At 30.1% G+C, this 20,775-nt stretch carries 15 protein-coding genes and 1 riboswitch; of the genes, 11 read left to right on the top strand and 4 right to left on the bottom strand.

Annotated elements, in window-relative coordinates; all coding sequences use genetic code 11:
* Positions 1-266 precede the first annotated feature (266 nt).
* Positions 267-1,235 (top strand): hypothetical protein, encoded by a 969-nt coding sequence (locus tag ACIQ06_RS07960; protein ID WP_396145231.1) that lies wholly within the window; start codon positions 267-269, stop codon positions 1,233-1,235.
* Positions 1,236-1,284: 49 nt separating this feature from the next.
* Here the strand turns inward: ACIQ06_RS07960 and ACIQ06_RS07955 are convergent, their stop codons facing one another.
* Both ACIQ06_RS07955 and ACIQ06_RS07950 read right to left on the bottom strand, forming a co-directional pair.
* Entirely contained in the window at positions 1,285-1,899 is a 615-nt protein-coding gene (locus tag ACIQ06_RS07955; RefSeq protein WP_298303709.1) for a deoxynucleoside kinase, read from the bottom strand.
* A complete protein-coding gene (locus tag ACIQ06_RS07950) occupies positions 1,899-2,690 on the bottom strand; it encodes a hypothetical protein (protein ID WP_396145229.1) in 792 nt (263 codons plus the stop codon). The genes ACIQ06_RS07955 and ACIQ06_RS07950 overlap by 1 nt, the downstream gene beginning before the upstream one ends.
* A 128-nt stretch (positions 2,691-2,818) precedes the next feature.
* On the opposite strand from ACIQ06_RS07950, the gene ACIQ06_RS07945 reads away from it, so the two are divergent.
* From ACIQ06_RS07945 to ACIQ06_RS07935, 3 genes are all read left to right on the top strand, one after another.
* Positions 2,819-3,757 carry a GLPGLI family protein gene (locus tag ACIQ06_RS07945; protein ID WP_396145227.1) on the top strand — a complete coding sequence of 313 codons (939 nt, stop codon included), beginning with the start codon at positions 2,819-2,821 and terminating at the stop codon, positions 3,755-3,757.
* 29 nt (positions 3,758-3,786) lie between these two features.
* On the top strand, positions 3,787-6,498 hold the full coding sequence (locus ACIQ06_RS07940) for a carboxypeptidase-like regulatory domain-containing protein (RefSeq protein WP_396145225.1): 2,712 nt from the start codon (positions 3,787-3,789) through the stop codon (positions 6,496-6,498).
* A 154-nt stretch (positions 6,499-6,652) separates the two neighbouring features.
* On the top strand, positions 6,653-8,953 hold the full coding sequence (locus ACIQ06_RS07935) for a hypothetical protein (protein WP_396145223.1): 2,301 nt from the start codon (positions 6,653-6,655) through the stop codon (positions 8,951-8,953).
* 70 nt (positions 8,954-9,023) lie between these two features.
* Here the strand turns inward: ACIQ06_RS07935 and metK are convergent, their stop codons facing one another.
* Complete coding sequence (gene metK, locus ACIQ06_RS07930; RefSeq protein WP_396145222.1) at positions 9,024-10,310, bottom strand: methionine adenosyltransferase; 1,287 nt, start codon at positions 10,308-10,310, stop codon at positions 9,024-9,026.
* 302 nt (positions 10,311-10,612) lie between these two features.
* Positions 10,613-10,719, top strand: a riboswitch (SAM riboswitch).
* A 357-nt stretch (positions 10,720-11,076) separates the two neighbouring features.
* Here metK and ACIQ06_RS07925 point away from each other — a divergent pair.
* From ACIQ06_RS07925 to ACIQ06_RS07895, 7 genes are all read left to right on the top strand, one after another.
* Positions 11,077-12,075 carry a homocysteine S-methyltransferase family protein gene (locus ACIQ06_RS07925; protein WP_396145220.1) on the top strand — a complete coding sequence of 333 codons (999 nt, stop codon included), beginning with the start codon at positions 11,077-11,079 and terminating at the stop codon, positions 12,073-12,075.
* A gap of 13 nt (positions 12,076-12,088) precedes the next feature.
* Positions 12,089-12,826 (top strand): hypothetical protein, encoded by a 738-nt coding sequence (locus ACIQ06_RS07920; protein ID WP_396145218.1) that lies wholly within the window; start codon positions 12,089-12,091, stop codon positions 12,824-12,826.
* A 51-nt stretch (positions 12,827-12,877) separates the two neighbouring features.
* Positions 12,878-13,828: an FRG domain-containing protein gene (locus ACIQ06_RS07915; protein ID WP_396145215.1), complete on the top strand. Its 951-nt coding sequence runs from the start codon at positions 12,878-12,880 to the stop codon at positions 13,826-13,828.
* Between the two features lie 61 nt (positions 13,829-13,889).
* Positions 13,890-16,577: a methionine synthase gene (gene metH, locus ACIQ06_RS07910; protein WP_396145213.1), complete on the top strand. Its 2,688-nt coding sequence runs from the start codon at positions 13,890-13,892 to the stop codon at positions 16,575-16,577.
* Positions 16,578-16,660: 83 nt separating this feature from the next.
* Positions 16,661-17,617 carry a methylenetetrahydrofolate reductase [NAD(P)H] gene (gene metF, locus ACIQ06_RS07905; protein WP_396145211.1) on the top strand — a complete coding sequence of 319 codons (957 nt, stop codon included), beginning with the start codon at positions 16,661-16,663 and terminating at the stop codon, positions 17,615-17,617.
* 99 nt (positions 17,618-17,716) lie between these two features.
* Positions 17,717-18,805, top strand: a complete 1,089-nt coding sequence (locus tag ACIQ06_RS07900; RefSeq protein WP_396145209.1) for an acyloxyacyl hydrolase — start codon at positions 17,717-17,719, stop codon at positions 18,803-18,805.
* A 12-nt stretch (positions 18,806-18,817) separates the two neighbouring features.
* Positions 18,818-19,567: a head GIN domain-containing protein gene (locus ACIQ06_RS07895; protein ID WP_396145207.1), complete on the top strand. Its 750-nt coding sequence runs from the start codon at positions 18,818-18,820 to the stop codon at positions 19,565-19,567.
* A gap of 113 nt (positions 19,568-19,680) precedes the next feature.
* On the opposite strand, the gene gldA is transcribed toward ACIQ06_RS07895, so the two are convergent.
* The gene (gldA, locus tag ACIQ06_RS07890; RefSeq protein ID WP_396145205.1) at positions 19,681-20,583 is read right to left on the bottom strand and encodes a gliding motility-associated ABC transporter ATP-binding subunit GldA; all 903 of its coding nucleotides are present in this window, start codon (positions 20,581-20,583) and stop codon (positions 19,681-19,683) included.
* Positions 20,584-20,775 lie beyond the last annotated feature (192 nt).

Here is a 20,775-nt window from a genome sequence, read left to right as displayed (position 1 = left end):
TCCGTTTATTTCGGCATCGATTCTGTTGATAATCATTTTAAGTTTTCGGAATTACTTACAAAGTCAATATTGTTAATTTTGATGATTTTTAGTTTTTAATGCAAATTTATATACAATTTGTTCTTCACTGTTTTATTTTTATAATAGTTTAGATTAAATCTCGTTGTATTTTTTTGTTTTATTAAAGTAAAAAATCAAATTCAGAAATTAAAATATTGTCAACGCAACCATTTTAACTTTTTTGTATCTAATTAATAAAATCCTTTATGAGAAATAAGTTAATAAAATTATTTGCTAGTTTTATTGCAATAATTTTAATTTCATGTACGTCTGAAGAAATTCAAAGAGCTCCACTTGTTAGCGATGTGTATGTTTCAGGCTCGAAAGCTAGTCATGCTACTTATTGGAAAAATAATATATTATCATCTTTAACTGATGTTGGTTTTTCTTCATCAAGTTCTGATACTTTAATTGTTAAGAATAATGATATTCATGTGCTAGGTAATGGTTTTATTGGCGGAAATGTCAAAACGCTATATTGGAAAAATAATGTGCTTACCAATCTGACGGACACTTTTTCTACGTCAACTGAGATTGCTACTATTTGCTCTATGGATGTTGATAATAATAATGATGTTTATTTTGCAGGAATAACTCAAAACATAAATGTTACACCAAATACTTATGATTTGGTTTATTGGAAGAATGGTATCAAGTACATTGTTGATTCGTTTACTACTGAACCGGTTCATTTAGTATGTATCAAGGTGAATAGTAGCAATATTTATATTACTTCATACGGAGCATATTATGTCAATGGCATTAGCTATTCTTCAACTGATTTTATTTGGGGTGTTAATTCCTCAAGTACTGATGTTTATTTATATGGCAGATCTTATGTTAGTTCTGTGTGGGGTAGCTCTTTTTACAAAAGTATAACAACTAATGTACAGACAAATTTACCATCTATTTATGTGCCAATTTATAAAATGTGTTTTGATAATGGTGATGTTTATGCTGTTAATGAATTGAATGTATATAAAAATGGTGTTATTTTATATACAACTCCAAATAATTCTGGCATTGAAAGTTTTGATTTTAAAAACAATTCACTTTATTTACTAACTTCACAAGCAAATAGTACCACAAACCAATCACAAATCATATTAAAAGATGGTGTGACACTAATGCAAAGCACATCAGATGAAATTTTTACATCTTTGTTCGTAGACTAAATTATGTATTTTAAATTAAAAAAGCACCTCAATTGAAGTGCTTTGTATTTTAAAATAAACCGTTTATTTCGGCATCGATTCTGTTGATAATCATTCCTAAATCTTCTGGGTTATTTACGAAATCAATATCATCAACATCAATGATTAATAATTTTCCTTTATTGTAAGTTGTAATCCAAGCTTCATATCTTTCGTTCAATCTGCTTAAATAGTCAATTGAAATGGTGTTTTCATATTCACGACCTCTTTTATGAATTTGACCAACAAGATTTGGAATAGAACTTCTCAAATAAATTAACAAATCTGGAGCTTCCACAAGACTTTCCATTAATTCAAATAAGGAAGAATAGTTTTCAAAATCACGATTGGTCATCAATCCCATAGCGTGAAGATTGGGAGCGAAAATATGCGCATCTTCATAAATCGTTCTGTCTTGAATGATTTTTTTACCACTTTCACGAATTTGCAAAACTTGTCTAAAACGACTATTTAAAAAGTAAATCTGTAAGTTAAACGACCAACGTTCCATCTGATGATAAAAATCATCCAAATATGGATTGTCAACTACATCTTCAAAATGAGGTTCCCATTTAAAATGTTTTGCCAAAAAACGAGTTAATGTTGTTTTTCCTGCACCTATATTTCCTGCTACTGCTATATGCATTATGGTATTGTAATTTTATAATTTGTAATTCCTTGGTCGGTAAAAATAGATAAAATTTGTTCTTTGTAATAAAAATTTTTAAACGATTTCTCAACAATTTCAATTTCATACAGTTTGTTGATGTTACGATCTCTTAGAAACAACTTGTTATCCTTAGAAAAAAGTATTTTGTTTTGAGGAAGTAATTGTAAGTCATTAGTTATTTCAACTTTTCCATTGCTAACAATTCTACCGAAAATAGTTGAGGCGTACCAATTGTTTTGTTTGTCAATCCACTGAAAATAATTGAAATCTGTTTGATAGTATGTAATGCTTTCATTTAAAGGAATGCTTTTGTTTTCATAAGTATTTGAATTCAAATCATACAATCCTATTTGCTGATTCAAATTATTGAAAACCCATAATTTATTTTGTCCAGAGATACCAATTGCAGTTGCTAAAACAGGTGTTTCTAAACTTGAAAACTCAATTTTTTGTATTTCATTCAATTGATTATCTAACACAATTACTGCATTAAATTCTTCGTAAAAAATAATAATTTTAAGCGGATTTGTAATATCAACTTTGGTTATCTTTCCCAATCCAAGATTTTGGTATTGTAAAATTGAAGCATCTATTTTTTTATATAAAACATTGTTTTTAAAATAAATACAATTATTAAATCCATCAAATCCAACAAAACCATCAGCATTTATTGCAATGGAATCTAATCTTGTTACAGTTAGCTTTTCATTTTGGGAATAGCCATTAGTAGCTAATAATAAAAGTAGTATATAAAATATTCTTTTCATCGTGATGCTAAATTACATTAAACTATTTGATATTTAAGAAGTCAAACTAAAATATTTAACAAATCTTTGGTAACAAAACACAAATTCAATCGTCATATTTGTTACGTAAAATAATTAAGATACTTTAAATGAAAAAAATAACGTTCACTTTAGCACTTTTGTTAGTTTTTGTTGCATCAAATGCTCAAAAAGATTTTCAAGGAATGGCTGTTTATGAATCTAAAACAAGCACTGCCGATTTCAAATCGAGAATGTCTGGAAATAAAGACATGACACCAGAAATGCAAAAAATGATTGAAGAACGAATGAAAAAAATGTTTGAAAAAACATTCATTCTTAATTTCGATAAAACGTCATCTATTTACAAAGAAGAGGAAAAATTAGAGGCTCCAGGACAACAAGGCGGTGGAATGAGATTTATGTCATCTATGATGGGTGGCGGTGGAACTTATTTTAAAAATGCAAAAGAAAAAACCTTTACAGTTGATAAAGAATTTATGGGAAAAGAGTTTCTTGTAAAAGATACTTTAAGAAATTACAACTGGAAAATGGAAGGTGAAACAAGAGAAATTGGGGGTTATATGTGTTACAAAGCAACAGCGGTAATTCCTGCAAGTAAAACTGATTTCAGAAATTTTAGACCTAAGAAAGAAGAAGAAGCGAAGAAAAGAGAAGAGGAAGTTAAAAAGGAAGGCGAGAATAAAAGTGCAGATGCAAAAGCCGAAGATAAAAAAGAAAAGAAAACAAGCTTTTTTGATGAAGTAGAATTGCCAAAAGAAATAACCATCACAGCTTGGTACACAATGGACATACCTGTAAATCAAGGTCCAGAAGGATACTGGGGTTTACCTGGGTTAATTCTTGAAGTAAATGACGGAAAAACAATTATTTTATGTTCTAAAATTGTTATCAATCCTAAAGAAAAAACAGAAATAAAAGCACCAAATAATGGTAAAGTAGTGACACAAAAAGAATATGATGATATTGTGACTAAAAAAATGGAAGAGATGATGGAAATGAATCAAGGTCAAGGTCGTGGAGGATTTCAAATGAGAATGGGAAGATAATCTCTTTTAAAAACCAACAGCTAACACTTATGAAAAAAATACTACTACTCGCCTTATTTTTTATTTCAACTATCTCATTTTCTCAAACTATCCGATTTGAAGGTGTTATTCTTGAATCTGGAAAGACACCACTTGAAATGGCTAATATTATGGCTGTAAATCAAGTTACAAAAGGAATGGATGGCTATGCCATAACCAATGATAAAGGAAGATTTGTTTTAAATCTAAAACCAAATTCAACCTACTTAATTAAGTTGAGTTACATTGGAATGGAAAACAAACAAATCACCGTTGAAACCAAAACAGAAAATATCACACAAAACATTTCAATGGAACCAGGCGGAATTCAGTTGGATGGTGTTGAAATTGTTCGTGAAATGCCAGTTTCAATCAAAGGCGATACTATTGTTTACAATGCAGATTCTTTTAAATCGGGCACTGAAAGAAAACTTGAAGATGTTTTAAAAAAATTACCTGGTGTAGAAGTAAATGCTGATGGAGAAGTAGAAGTAGAAGGTAAAAAAGTAACCAAATTGATGGTAGAAGGAAAAGACTTTTTTGATGGTGATACCAAACTTGGTGTAAAAAATATTCCAGCAGATGCTATTGATAAAATCCAAGTGCTAAGAAATTATAATGAAAATTCTATCCTAAAAGGTGTTGAAAATAATCAAGATAATTTAGCAATGAACATCAAATTGAAATCTGGTAAGAAAAACTTTTGGTTTGGTGACATGACTGCAGGTGGCGGAACAGCCGATGATAACAAATACGACCGTTATCTTATTAATCTGAAATTGTTTTATTACAACCCAAAGTATAGTATTAACTTGATTTCAAATTTTAATAATATTGGAGAATTACCTTTAACGGTGCAAGATTATTTTAAGTTCACAGGCGGTTTTAGAAGTATGATGGCTAAAGGTGGTTCAAACTTTAATGTTGCCTCTAATGATTTAGGAATTTCATTATTAAGAAACAATCGTGCTAAAGAAATTGAAACACAATTCGGAGCTACAAACTTTTCATACAATCCAACAAAAGCGTGGACTTTAAGTGGTTTCGGAATACTTTCTTCATCAATAACCGATTTAGAAACAAAGACACAAACTAATTTTCTTCAGCCAAATTCTTCTAATGTTGCTTCAACAGAAAATAGAAATGAAGTAGCGCATCAAAAAAGTAATTTAGCACTTTTTAAATTAAGTTCTAGCTACAAGCCAAGTGCAAGATTTCAATTTGATTATGATATTTTATCAAAATTTTCAAAACAAGATGAAGACAATTCGTTGCTAAGACAATCAATAGTAGGTAGTTCATCAAATACAGAAAATATTTTAACAGCTAAAAGACAAGATCCTAAATCTGTAAACCAGAATTTGAGTTTTTATTATACACACAACGATAAAAATATTTTCGCATTAGAAATGCAACATTTGTATCAAGATGAAGATCCTTTTTACAATGCTAATTTACAAACACAGCCATTTGTTTTGGCAGGTTATGTTCCGGGTCAAAATAGAAATGACATTAATCAAACACGTTTTGTAAGAACAAATAAATTAGATACAAAACTAGATTATTACTATATGCTGACAGCTAAAAGTAATATTAATGTAACTCTAGGAAATACTTATTCCTTCCAAAGTTTTGATTCATCAATCTATCAAATATTAGATGGTGGAACACAAAATAATTTGACTGATGCCAGTACTACCAATAATGTTAATTACAACTTTAATGACGCTTTCTTAGGATTGCATTACAAAATTTTGACTGGAAAATTCACGTTCACTCCAGGAGTAAGTTTACATGCGTATAACATGACAAACAGTCAACTAGGAACCGATTTTACACTAAATTTCTATAGAGTGCTGCCAGATTTCTTAGCGTTATACCAAATAAAAAAGGCAGAAACATTGACGTATAATTATGCAATGACCAACACTTTTACCGACATCAACAGATTAACTGAAGGTTTTGTGTTAAACGGATTTAATAGCTTGTCAAGAGGAAGTAGAACACTTGAAAATGCTACACAGCAAAATCATTCGCTACGTTATTTTAAGTATAATATGTTCAATTTTGAAAACATCAACGGAGCAATTACTTATACGAGAACAATTGATGCAGTAAAATTAAGAGCAAATTTCGTAGGTGTAAACCAAACTTCTTCACCTTTCAACACTGATTTTGCAGAAGAAACTTTATCTGGTTTTGGTAGCTATAGTCGTTCTTTTTCGAAAAACTATAAAGCTTCGTTTAATACAAGATTAAATTGGGCAAAGTTTAATAATTTTCAAAATGGTGTTTTTGCAACAGCAGAAAGTTTTACACAAGTTCACACATTAACAGCTTCTACAAATTATAAAAATGCACCAAACATAGAATTAGGTTATTCCTACACTGTAAATGATTATAACAATGCTAAATTCTTTACGGACAGACCTTTTGTAAGAGTGGATTATTATTTCCTAAAAAGTTTTTCTTTCGTTTCAGAATATGAATTTTACCACTATTACAACAAGGATAAAACAATAGAAAACGAGTACGATTTTCTATCTGCAAGTTTAATTTACCAAAAAACAAAAGATAGCAAATGGGAATATAAAATTGCAGCTACCAATATTTTGAATACAAAATCGTTGAATGATGACAGTTTTTCTCAATTCTCTACTAGAACATCTCAATATACTGTTCAACCAAGGTATTTAATATTTAGTTTAAAGTATAATTTGTAAAATTTTTACATTAATGGATTAAAGGAGTTGTCAATGGCAGCTCCTTTTTTTTGTCATTAATGTTGTAAAATAATATCTAAAAATAGTTAGAAATATTGTTTGTGCATTATAATTATTAGTAGATTTAATGCTTGAAATTTATATTTAAAACCAAATGAAAAATTATTTTACACTTTTGTTTTTTGTTCTCTCTTTTAGTTTGTTTTCACAAAACAATAAATTAGAAACAGGCGAGTATTCTTCAACAACTCCGGCAGCCGAATCGCTCAAGATGATCTTGTCGGATAACAATAAATTTCAGTTATCTATTCTATCCGGAACTTATGAGGTTGTAAATGATTCGGTTTATTTTAAAACATCTTATGACGATACTCCAAAATTTGTTCTTGAATATTCAAATCCAAATCTAAAATCTGATAAAATTACAATCGATTTAGGTGAAAATTCATATTATAGATTTTATAATGTATACGTAGGAATTCAGAAAACTAGTGATGCTGCAATAGAATATAAAACGATTAAGGAACTTTTAAATGTCACAGATGATTTTGACTATGAAAGAAAACAATTAAGTTTTGAGATAGATAAATCTAGTTTTATATATTTTGTTGAAGAAAATTTATATAAAGAAACGGTTATTGAAAAATATCAAATTCCTAATAATGTATCTCAAATAAAAGTGACCTATTATTCAAATGATCTTGGAAGACTTAATTTAAAAGGATTTTATGACCAATCTAATAAAGAGTTAATTGTGTCTGAAGGGAAAATTCCATTAAAGTTTTCATTAAATAAAGATATAAAAAAGGATATTATAAAGGAAAACCCAATTGAAAAAAGAGTTGAAAAAGATTGGACCTATCCTGGAAAAAAAGAGGTAGATAATTATAATTATGCTGTTGATTCTACTGCGGTTGGAGTTGGTTATGCAGATGAAATTCCAAAATATGTTTTCAAATTAAAAATTGAAAAAACATTAGTTGAAGCTCAAAAAGAAGCAAGTAAGTATCCAAATAAAATGTTATTGGTGTTTTATGACACTAGCAAAAATGCACAAAAGGAATTTGACCAATACATTGAAGACTATCAAAATAGTAATCAATACTATATGTATGATAAATATAATCCTGAATATGATAATTTCAATTTTTATCTTGCCACAGAAAAGGATAAAAACAGTTTAAAAAAGCTGGGTATTATAGATAATCAATCAATTATATTTTTCAATTCAGATGGCGTTAAGTTGTATCATACAAAAGCTAAAATTAATGATGATAACTTTGCTTATTACAACATGTCAACCATATTTAGTGAATTAAAACTAATTAATTCCTATGCTCAACTAGATGATGTAGTTTTAAATAAAAAGAAAACAATTTCACAATTTAAACAAGAACTAGTTAAAATTACAAGTTCAGGAAGAAGTACTTATGTGTCTTCAATTCCACCACCAGCAATGCCTGTTGAAACAATCGGAGAAGTTCAAGTCGTAGAAGAAGAAAAAGAAAATGCTACACAAGATTTTCCAGTTGTTGAAGTCGATTCAGCTACGGCAGCATTTCAAGATTACAGTTATTATGATATTCTAAAAGAAAAAATTAATTTGTATAAATTAAAATCTAAACCAGATGAAGTTAATGCTAAATATAAAAATCTACTAGATTTTCATCAAAATGATAAAGCTGTAGATGCAGATTTAGGTACAATAATCATCAATGAATTAAGACTATCTGCAGGATTTAGTGGTTTGTTATTTAATGACTATAATAAAGAATTAAATGCAAATGATTATAAAGCTATTGATTATTTATTAAAGTTTTTCAATGAAATACCTTTGTTACAATCAGAAATTCTTGGTTATCAATTTCGTAAAGATTATCTCTTAGAGTCAATTTCTATGGCATTAGGAAGAACAGAAAACAAAAATCAAATCGATAAAGTTTTAAATTATTTTGATAAAACAGCATCAATATCAAGTGATAACATATGGGTGCTTAAAAATAAAATGATTTTTTTAAAAGAAAATAAATTGGATGTACAATATTTAAATACCTTCAATACTTTTTATAAAAGTTATATAAAAGATGACTCGAGTATTATTGAACAACTTGATAAAAAGTATAATCCCGATGTAGATTACAGCTGGTTTGAGTATAAAAGTTCGTTTGCTAATGATTTAAATACTGCTGCATGGTATGTTGTTGAAAAAGTAAAAAATACAAATCTAGATATTCTGTCAAATGCAATTAAGTGGTCTGAAACTAGTTTAAAACTGGAAAAAGATAATTATTATTACTTAGATACATTAGCACAATTATATTATTTAAATGGTCAAAAAGATTTAGGTATTTTAACAGAACAAAAGGCAATTGACTCTGCAATACTTTCTTCCGATTCAACATTAATAGAAGAATACAAAGCAGTATTAGAAAAAATGAAAAACGGAACTTACTAAAAAACAAAAAACCTGATTCAATTAAGAATCAGGTTTTTTTAATTCTGAATTTATTTCAGAATCTAAGTTATTATAATCCAAAAGCAGCTTTTACTTGGTCTACAAAATCTAATTTTTCCCAAGTAAATAATTCAACTGTAACCGTTTTAGGTGCTCCATTCGGAAGTTGAAACGTTTTAGTAACGGTTTCAGGAGTTCTTCCCATGTGTCCGTAAGCAGCAGTTTCACTATAAATTGGATTTCTTAATTTTAAACGTTGTTCAATAAAGTACGGACGCATGTCAAATACTTTTTCAACTACTTTGCTTATTTCTCCATCAGTCATGTTTACTTTTGATGTGCCATAAGTTACCACATTGATAGAGGTAGGTTTAGCAACACCAATTGCATAAGAAACTTGAACTAAAACTTCATCACACAATCCTGCTGCAACTAAGTTTTTAGCAATATGACGTGTTGCATAAGCTGCTGAACGGTCAACTTTACTAGGGTCTTTTCCTGAAAATGCACCACCACCGTGAGCACCTTTTCCGCCATAAGTATCAACAATAATTTTTCTTCCTGTCAAACCAGTGTCTCCGTGTGGTCCACCAATTACAAAAACTCCAGTTGGGTTAATATGATAAGTGATGTTTTCATTAAACAAATGAGCATATTGAGGATACTTTGCTTTGATTCTTGGAATTAAAATAGAAATCAAATCACTTTTAATTTTAACCAACATCTCATCATTAGCCTTGTCTTTGTCTTCTCTAGAGTTTGACGCTGGTTTAACAAAATCATCGTGTTGAGTAGAGATAACAATAGCATCAATACGTTGTGGTTTATTGTCGTCAGAATATTCTAAAGTTACTTGAGATTTAGCATCGGGACGCAAATAAGTAATTTCATTATTTTCTCTTCTTAAATTTGCCAATTCAATCAACAAAGCGTGAGACAAATCTAATGCTAAAGGCATATAGTTTTCTGTTTCATTAGTTGCATAACCAAACATCATACCTTGGTCACCTGCACCTTGCTCTTCTTTGTTAGCTCGGTCAACACCTTGATTAATGTCGGCAGATTGTTCGTGAATTGCCGAAAGTATTCCGCAAGAATCTGCATCAAACATGTATTCGCTTTTGGTATAACCAATTTTCTTGATTACATCTCTCGCAATTTGTTGAACATCTAAGTAAGTATTTGATTTTACTTCTCCAGCAAGAATTACTTGTCCAGTTGTAACTAGAGTCTCACAAGCAACTTTAGATTCAGCATCAAATGCTAAAAAGTTATCGATTAACGCATCACTAATTTGATCAGCAACTTTGTCCGGATGTCCTTCACTCACTGACTCTGACGTAAATAAATAAGCCATAATATAATTTTTTAATCTGAATTTATTTCAGATTCTGTTAATACTAATTGTGAAGAAAAAAAGAAAATTGCAACGGAAATACTAAAGGAGAATTGCTGCTTTAGCATTTTTTTACGAGGTTGCAATCAGTTCAAATTTTTCCTCTTTATTTCGAGTGCAAATGTATGAAATCAATTTGAATTGCAAATTATTATCTGCTTTTTTTTAAAAAATCACTAAATCGTTATAGTTTTTATTTTTTCACAAACACTTGCAAAATAAGTTTCTATGTTATTACTTTGCACTGTTCATAAACTTATTGATTGTTATCACGAAAGCCCGAGGGAATAGACCCAATGAAAGCTTAGCAACCCTACACTGTAGAAGGTGCTACATTCTAGTTTAAAGTAAATTTAAGCAAAGATAACCACGAGATTTTCTTCTCACTTTCCATGATAACATAAAATTTTTTAAGAGCGACCCGAGCGATAGTGAATTGGCGAAGCAATGGCTTGTGCATTTCAGCAAACCATAATCCCGCTTTACATTCCAATCTTTTCCTTTTTAAAGAAAAAAGAAAAAGGATTTCCATTGCAATCGGGGCTAATTAGTTATCCATTTTTGTAAAATCAAGTTTCCAAAAGAACATTTTCTTAATAAACTTAAATAGCTTAATGGTTTAAAAAAGCAAATATAATTTCGTTTAAAAAAACGAAGTTTTTAAAATTAGTGCAATAATAAAAAGTAAGAATTCGTGCAAATTCGTGCAATTCGTGTAAAAAAACTTATGTCAAAAATAACAGAAGCAATTCAAGAAAGAATCCTAGTTCTAGACGGAGCAATGGGAACCATGTTACAACGCAACAATTTCTCTGAAGAAGATTTTCGTGGCGAACGTTTTAAAGATTTTCCACATCCACTAAAAGGAAACAACGATTTACTTTCCATCACACAACCCGAAGCTGTAAAACAAGTCCACCGTTTGTATTTTCAAGCAGGAGCAGATATTGTAGAAACCAACACATTTTCAGGTACGACAATCGGAATGGCCGACTACCACATGGAAGATTTAGTTTACGAGCTAAATTACGAATCTGCTAAAATCGCTCGTGAAGTTGCAGACGAATTCACAGACAGACCAAGATTTGTAGCAGGTTCTATCGGACCAACAAATAGAACAGCATCTATGAGTCCAGATGTAAACGATCCAGGATTTCGTGCGGTAACTTTCGATGATTTAAAAATTGCCTATCGTCAACAAGTAGAAGCTCTAATAGATGGCGGATGCGATGTTTTATTAGTAGAAACTATTTTTGATACATTAAATGCCAAAGCAGCACTTTTCGCTATCGAAGAAGTGAAGGAAGAACGAAATTTAGACATTCCGGTAATGGTTTCTGGAACAATTACAGATGCTTCTGGAAGAACGCTTTCAGGTCAAACAGTCGAAGCATTTTTAATATCTATTTCTCATATTCCGTTATTAAGCATCGGATTCAATTGTGCACTTGGAGCAGACCAATTAAAACCCTATTTGCAACGTTTGTCAATGAATACACAATTAAATATTTCAGCACATCCAAATGCAGGTTTGCCAAACGCTTTTGGACAATATGACCAAACGCCATTAGAAATGCAAGCCTTAATTAGAGAATATCTAAAAGATAATTTAATAAATATAATAGGAGGTTGTTGCGGAACAACGCCAGAACATATCAAAGCAATAGCAGATGTTGCCAAAGAATTCAAACCGAGAATTACAACTTCATCAAATAATAATTTTTAATAAATACAGAATTATGAAAAAAATTTTCTTTTTAATCTTTTTGATATCTTTTTATTCTTGTAAAAATGAAGAAAAAAGTGTTGAACCTGGATTTGAGGATTTTGGTAAAGAAGTACACAAGCCAGCTGAAATTGATTTTTATAATTTTAAACATCAGATAGATTCAGATTATTCTTTTGATATCACAATAACTGATTTAAAAGTTGTTGAACACAAAAATGTTTTTGAGATTAAAAAAGATAAACATGCAAGACCAGAAAAAATTAATGGAACTTCAGTTACAATAGAATTTGATATAAAAAATCCTTATAACAGAATAATGCGGATACCATTTCCTTGGTATTACGAAATCGGAACTGAAAATTATGAAGGATTAGATAGAAATTTTGTTGGTATTAAGGAGGATTTTTATATGACTAATGAACGCGTAGTTGAGAACAGTAAAGGAGTGCCGTTGTCATCATTTTCTAATGAAGAAGTCATTGAAAACACAAAAGAAACTGTTGTTGAATTTGGACCAAATGAATCAAAAAATATCGTTGTCAAATTTACAAGACCTTTTCCATCTTACATAAAGCAAGTTTTGTTCGTTGGATTTGATAAATATATAAAAAAGGAAATTAAAGATATTTCATATATGTCAGAGGAGCAAAAGAATTCATATTTTGAAGATAAATCTTTAAATTATGGCTTGGTTATAGATTTAGAGAGTAAAAAGATTATAAATTTAGTTGGTTTACCCTTGCGTTAAAAACAAGTTAATTTATAGTTAGTATCTTAAAAATGTAAAAAATGATTTATAATGGAGAATCAAGAAATTAAAGCAAGTAGCGTTTCTGAAATAATTGAATTAATAAAAAATCAATTTCAATTTTTATCAAATAGTACAGAAATTCGAAATTTATGGTTTAGGGGTGAAAAAAGATACGACATAGTAAATTCTTTTCTAAAAGATGGAGAAAAACTATCAGAAGCTACAGCAAATAGAAAACCATATACTCCATTATTACCCAATGCTTACAGAATTTATGGTCGAGTTGAGATAAATGATTATGAACATATTTTCGAGAATACTAAAGATATTGAAAATAATTATAAAGCTGAATTCTCCCGAAAATCAATAAATTTTTTTAATCAAAATAGAATTGAAAATAATGAATGGAATAAATATTTTTTAATGCAACATTATGGATTGAAGACACGATTGTTGGATTGGACAGAAAATGCTTTAGTTGCTATCTATTTTTCAATTGAAGATGTTTCAACAGACGATGATGCTGTAATTTGGATTTTAAATCCTCACAGATTAAATAATTTAACTTACAAAAGTATTGAAGGATATAGTGGAAATTCTTCGGATATTTATTTTCCTCATAGTCATCAAAAGAAAGATTTGATTTCTGATGAAGGAAAATTGGATATTGATGAGTTATGTAGAAAATATTTAGAGATGGATTTTAACTCAAATGAGAAAGCATATCCGTTAGCTATTTATCCATATTTGTTTGATGAAAGGATGAAATTACAAAAAGCTTGTTTTACAATTTTTGGTAATGAAATTAATGGATTATTGGAAAATGATCAAAAAGATAATTTTTTAAAAAGTATTCTAATAGATGGTTATAAAAAAAAACAAATTAAGGAAGAATTGAGATGGTTAGGTATTTCAAAAGAGAATGTTTACCCAGGTCTTGAAAGTAATTGTAGCGATATATTAGAAAAATATAAAAATAATTATTTAGTAAAGAATTAATAATGATTCTTAATTTAATGTAAAATAATTAAAAGATACTGAAATAAATTCAGCATAAAAAATGTCAAGAACAAATAAAATAAATTTACAGCTTTCAGGTTTAGAACCGCTTTTTGTTGATGAAAATTCAATTTTCGTCAACGTCGGAGAACGCACCAATGTAACAGGTTCACGTAAATTTCTTCGATTAATAAAAGAAGAAAAATACGAAGAAGCACTTTCTGTTGCCAGAGAGCAAGTAGAAGGTGGCGCTCAAATTATTGATGTCAACATGGACGAAGGAATGTTGGATGGTGTTTATGCCATGACAAAATTCTTAAATCTAATTGCGGCCGAACCAGATATTGCTCGAGTTCCAGTAATGATTGATAGTTCCAAATGGGAAATTATCGAAGCTGGATTAAAAGTCATTCAAGGAAAAGGAGTTGTCAATTCAATTTCTTTGAAAGAAGGAAAAGAAGTTTTTATTCATCATGCCAAGTTGATAAAAAGATATGGCGCTGCTGTAATCGTAATGGCTTTTGATGAAGATGGTCAAGCTGATACCTATGAAAGACGTATCGAAATTTGCAAAAGAAGTTATGATATTTTAGTCGATGAAGTACATTTTCCGGCAGAAGATATCATTTTTGACCCAAATATTTTTCCAGTAGCAACAGGAATGGACGAACATAAATTAAATGCTTTAGATTTTTTCAGAGCTACAAAATGGATTCGAGAAAATCTTCCTTATGCTAATATTTCTGGTGGTGTGAGTAATGTTTCGTTTTCGTTTCGTGGAAATGATAAAGTTCGTGAAGCAATGCATTCGGCTTTTCTTTATCATGCTATCAAAAACGGAATGACTATGGGAATTGTAAATCCAGAAATGCTTGAGATTTACGATGAAATCGATCCGATTTTATTAGAACATGTAGAAGATGTTTTGTTAAACAGAAGAGATGATGCTACAGAAAGATTATTAGATTTAGCAGAAACCTTCAAAGGAGATTTCAAAACTAATGAAAAAGCAATTCAAGAATGGCGTAATGGTTCTGTTCAAGAAAGACTTACACATTCTTTAGTAAAAGGAATCGACGAATTTATCGAAGTTGATGTTGAAGAAGCACGATTAAATTCAGAAAAAGCTATTGATGTTATCGAAATCAATTTAATGGCAGGAATGAATGTAGTAGGTGATTTATTCGGAAGCGGAAAAATGTTTTTGCCTCAAGTTGTAAAATCAGCTCGTGTTATGAAAAAAGCAGTTGCTTATTTACTTCCATTTATTGAAGCTCAAAAAGATGGAAAATCTTCATCGGCAGGAAAAGTATTGATGGCAACTGTAAAAGGTGATGTTCACGACATTGGTAAAAATATTGTTGCTGTAGTTTTGGGCTGTAATAACTTTGAAATCATAGATTTAGGAGTCATGGTTCCGCCAGAAAAAATCATTCAAGCAGCCGTTGAACATAATGTTGATATTATCGGATTGAGCGGATTGATTACACCATCATTAGACGAAATGGTTTATTTAGCAAAAGAGTTGGATAAATTAAATATCAAAATTCCAATAATGATTGGTGGCGCAACAACTTCACGTGCACACACAGCAGTAAAAATTGCTCCAGAATATAAAGAAACAGTAGTTCATGTAAACGATGCTTCACGTGCAGTAACTGTAGCTAGTAACTTGTTGCAAGCCGAAACGAAAGAAGGCTATGTGAAAGCCATTCGAGAAGAATATGACAAACTTCGTGAAGGCTATCTAAGCAGAAGTCGTGATAAAAATTATCTGTCCATTGAAGAAGCTCGAAAGAATAAATTACAATTAGATTGGAATAATTTCCAACCATCAAAACCAAATTTCATCGGAACAAAAACTATTGAAGTTGAACTTTCTGAATTAGTAGATTTCATCGATTGGACACCGTTTTTCCAATCGTGGGAATTACATGGAAAATTTCCAGCGATTTTGACTGATGAAGTTGTTGGTGAACAAGCCACAAATTTATTTGATGATGCTCAAAAAATGCTAAATCAAATCGTTTCAGAAAAATGGCTAACAGCAAAAGGAATTCTAGGAATTTTTCCAGCAAACACAATTAACGATGATGACATAGCAGTTTATACAGAACCCGAAACTCGTAACTCGCAACTCGCAACCTTTCTAACTTTAAGACAACAATCTCAAAAAACAGCAGGCGCACCAAACATTGCATTAGCCGATTTTATTGCACCAAAAGATTCAGGAAAACAAGATTATATTGGATGTTTTTGTGTTACAACAGGTTTTGGTGTTGATGAAAAAGCATCCGAATTCGAAAAGCAATTAGACGATTATAATTCCATATTGGTAAAAGCACTTGGCGATAGATTAGCCGAAGCATTTGCAGAATATTTACATTTAAAAGTTAGAAAAGAAATTTGGGGTTATGCTTCCGATGAGAATTTATCTAATGATGATTTGATTAAAGAAGAATACAAAGGTATTCGTCCAGCGCCAGGTTATCCAGCTTGTCCAGACCATTTGGAGAAACCAACCATTTGGAAATTGCTTAATGTAGAACAAGAAATAGGAGTAACCTTAACAGAAAGTATGGCAATGTGGCCAGCAGCATCGGTTTCGGGATATTATTTTGCCAATCCAGAAAGTAAATATTTCGGACTAGGAAAAATAAAAGAAGACCAAGTTGTAGATTACGCAAAACGAAGAGGAATTTCAACAGAAGTAGCGACCAAATGGCTTGCGCCGAATATAGCAGATTAAAAATAGTTGTCTTTTCTCAGTTTTCAGTTTTCAATTGTTTTGGAAACAGATAACAGATAACAGACAACAGACAACTAAAAATTATGAAAGTAACCCAACACATAGAAAACGCCCAAGGAAAACCTTTATTCTCTTTCGAGATTCTTCCGCCATTGAAAGGGCAAAATATTCAATTTATTTATGATGGAATTGATCCTTTAATGGAATTCAAACCACCATTTATTGATGTAACGTATCATCGTGAAGAATATGAGTTTAAAGAATTACCAAGTGGACTTTTGCAAAAGAAAATTGTAAAAAAACGTCCTGGAACTGTTGGTATTTGTGCCGGAATTCAAAATAAATATTCAGTTGATGCTATTCCGCATATTTTGTGTGGTGGATTTACTAAAGAAGATACTGAAAATCTTCTAATCGATTTAGATTTTCTTGGAATTGACAATGTGGTTGCACTTCGTGGAGACGCTTTAAAAAACGAAACTTATTTCAAACCTGAAAAAGAAGGTAATGAATATGCAACCGATTTGGTTTTACAAATCAATAATTTAAATAACGGAATTTATTTGGATGAAGATTTGCAAAATTCAGCTTGTACTAATTTTTGTATTGGAGTTGCAGGTTATCCAGAAAAACACATGGAAGCACCAAGTTTAGATAGTGATATTCACTTTTTAAAGCAAAAAATTAAAAATGGAGCCGATTACATAATTACGCAAATGTTTTTTGACAATAAAAAATTCTTTGATTTTGTGGCTAAATGTCGAGCTGCAGGAATTACAGTTCCAATTATTCCAGGTTTGAAACCTATTGCAACTAAAAAGCAGCTGAATTTAATTCCACACCGTTTTTCTTTAGAATTACCTGATGATTTGATTATGGCGGTTGTAAAAGCTAAAGATAACGACCATGTAAAACAAATTGGAATTGAATGGTGTATTGAGCAAAGTAAAGAATTAGTTGCGGCAGGAATTCCAGTTTTGCATTATTATTCAATGGGAAAAGCTGAAAATATCAAGGCTATTGCTAAAGAAATTTTTTAAAAATAGATAGAATAATCAAGAAATCAATGATTACTCTAAATCAAAAAGATTTAATTCTTTAACTTATTCTGTTATATTTGTGCGAATTAATTTTTTAAAATGAGGAGATTTTACTATCTATTTTTATTGATTTCTTTAGGTTGCTTTTCGCAAAATAATCAAGACACACCTTCTTTAAGTGTAACTTATTTTAGAGGTAATGTTCTTCCGCATACTCCAGATTTAGAACATCTTAAAGGGCATCCAAGTGGTGTAATGGTAGACTTTGTTAAACAAACTCATGGCAACAGCGAATGGCATGCAGCATATAATTATCCAGAATATGGTGCATTTTTTCTTTATCAAAATTCTAATAATCCTTACATAGGAAGTAATTATTCAGTTGGAGCTTTATATAATTTTTATTTTTTGAATAGAAATGTAAAGTTGCTTTTGTCTCAAGGAGTTGCGCTTACAACTACACCTTATGATAAAGTCGAAAATAGTAAGAATAAAGCTTTTGGTTCAAAGATAATGGCGAATACCAACCTCGGACTTTTCTACAAAAAAGAAAATATTATTGATAGGTTCGGAATTGAAGCAGGAATTCTTTTCACACATTATTCAAATGGTAGAACAAAATCTCCAAATAGTGGTGTAAATACTTATGGTTTAAATCTAGGAATTAATTACAATTTTGAGGAGTCAAAAACCAATAGTGTTGATTCAACTATGATTAAAAAGACATATAAAGAACCAATAAAATATAATATAGTTTTTAGATCTGGTGTTAATGAAAGCGCTGTTATTGGAAGTGGTCAACATCCGTTTTATCATATAGGTGTTTATGCTGATAAAAGATTAAATAGAAAAAGCGCCATTCAATTTGGTACAGAAGTTTTTCTTACTACTAGCTTTAAAGATTTTATTAAATATAAATCTATTGCTTATCCTGAATTAAATTTAGATCCAAATACTGATTACAAAAGAGTTGGAGTTTTTATAGGTCACGAATTGTTTGTTAATAGAATTTCACTCGAAGCTCAAATAGGATATTATGTTTATGATCCATTCAAAAATGAAATACCTATTTATGATAGAGTAGGAATGAAATATTACATCACCAATAAAATTTTTGCCGGATTTACAATAAAAACCCATTTGTTTCTTGCCGAAGCATTGGAGTTTGGAGTTGGAGTACGTTTATAAAATAACTATAACATGAAGAAAATAATAATTGCAACAGTATTATTTATAACATTAATTTCCTGTGAAAAGCCAAGTGATTGTATTGAATCTGCTGGAAATACTATTACAAAAATTGTAGAAGTAACACCATTCACAAGAGTAGAAGTTTACACTGGTATTGAACTTATCATAACTCAAGGAGCAGAATACAAAGTAGAAATTGTTACTGGTGAAAATATAATTGAAAACGTTGAGGTTAAGCAAGAAGGTAACATTTTGAAGCTAAAAGAGAATTCGTCTTGTAACTGGGTTAGAGAATACGGACAAACAAAAGTTTATATAACTGCGCCCAACATAGAAGATATTTATTCTAAAAGTGATCGAAAAATTTCATCTAATGGTGTGCTTACTTATCCTGTTTTAAGATTGTATGCACTAGATAAAGATGGCGATGGAAAAGAAGGAGCAGGAACAAGTGATTTTTATATTAATGTAAATAATAGCCAGTTAGTTATTGAAAACAATAATGTTGCTAGATATTTTATTTCGGGAAGTACAAACCAAGCATTCTTTAATTTCTATGCTGGAGATGGAAGAATTGAGGCTCCTAATTTAACAGCACAAACTATCAAAGTTTTTCACAGAGGTTCAAATGATATGATTGTAAAACCAATACAAAGTATTGTTGGGAAAATGGTAAGTACAGGAGATATAATTCTAAAGAACAATCCGCCAATTGTAGATGTTGAAGAATTATATCAAGGACAAGTTATTTATAATTAGAAGTCAAACCAGCTTTTCATATCAAACATATTTACTAAATTCATTTTAATAAATATTTCGTAAAAAAAAAGATAAAAACTGCAATCTGCAATCTAAAAACTGCAATCTGAATACTATTTCTTGGCTGTTTTCTCTCTAAAAATCTGTTCCAAATTTTTACTTTTCAAAGTCAATTGAAGTGCTCGTAAACCATTTTCTTGAGCAAAGTCAAAAACTGATGAACGTTTGTCTTCTTCAGTTTCAAAAGTCAATTCCCAAACTTTATCGTGTGTATTCTTGAATGATTTTAAATCTGATAATTTTGAAAATAAAGCTTCGTTAATTTCTTTATCAAATTCTACTTCAATAATTTGTTCAACAATATCTGAAACCAATTTATCAAGTTTTTTATCAGTAACAATTTTTCCATTGTTGATGATAATAACTCTGTCGCAAATCGCTTCAACTTCTTGCATAATATGTGTAGAAAGAAAAACGGTTTTATTTTTACCAACGTTTTTAATCACATTTCTAATCTCAACCAATTGATTTGGATCTAAACCTGTTGTTGGTTCGTCCAAAATTAAAACATCTGGATTATGTAATAAAGCGGTTGCCAAACCAACACGTTGACGATAACCTTTAGATAATTGTCCGATTTTTTTATGGCTTTCAGAAGATAAACCAGTCAATTGGATTACTTCTTCAATTCTAGATTTAGCAACTTTGTATACATCAGCATTAAATTCTAAATATTCACGAACATATAAATCCAAATACAACGGATTATGCTCAGGCAAATACCCAACCGATTGTTGCACAGCTTTCTGATTTTCATTTACATCATTGCCATTTACAGAAGCTTTTCCTTCATCAGAATTGATATAAGTCGTCAAAATTTTCATTAAAGTAGATTTTCCAGCACCATTCGGACCAAGAAAACCAACAATTTCTCCTTTTTTTACTGAAAACGAAACATTGTCTAATGCTTTTTGAGCACCATAACTTTTTGAAATATTTTGAACTTCTATAGACATAATTTGATATTTGAAGCAAATGTAATAAATACTAAAGGAAATCTAAAACCAATAAGGTTAATAACGTTTAAATTAAACTTTTATGATTTAACGAAAACGTTTCCGTAACTTTTTTAAATTTTTTGTCAAGGTTTAGGAAATTTTATTACTTTAGCAGAACATAAAAACAACAATGAGCACAATTTTCGCAAC

The organism is Flavobacterium sp., assembly GCF_044341265.1.
Lineage (GTDB): Bacteria > Bacteroidota > Bacteroidia > Flavobacteriales > Flavobacteriaceae > Flavobacterium.
This window is presented reverse-complemented; position numbering and strand designations above follow the sequence as displayed.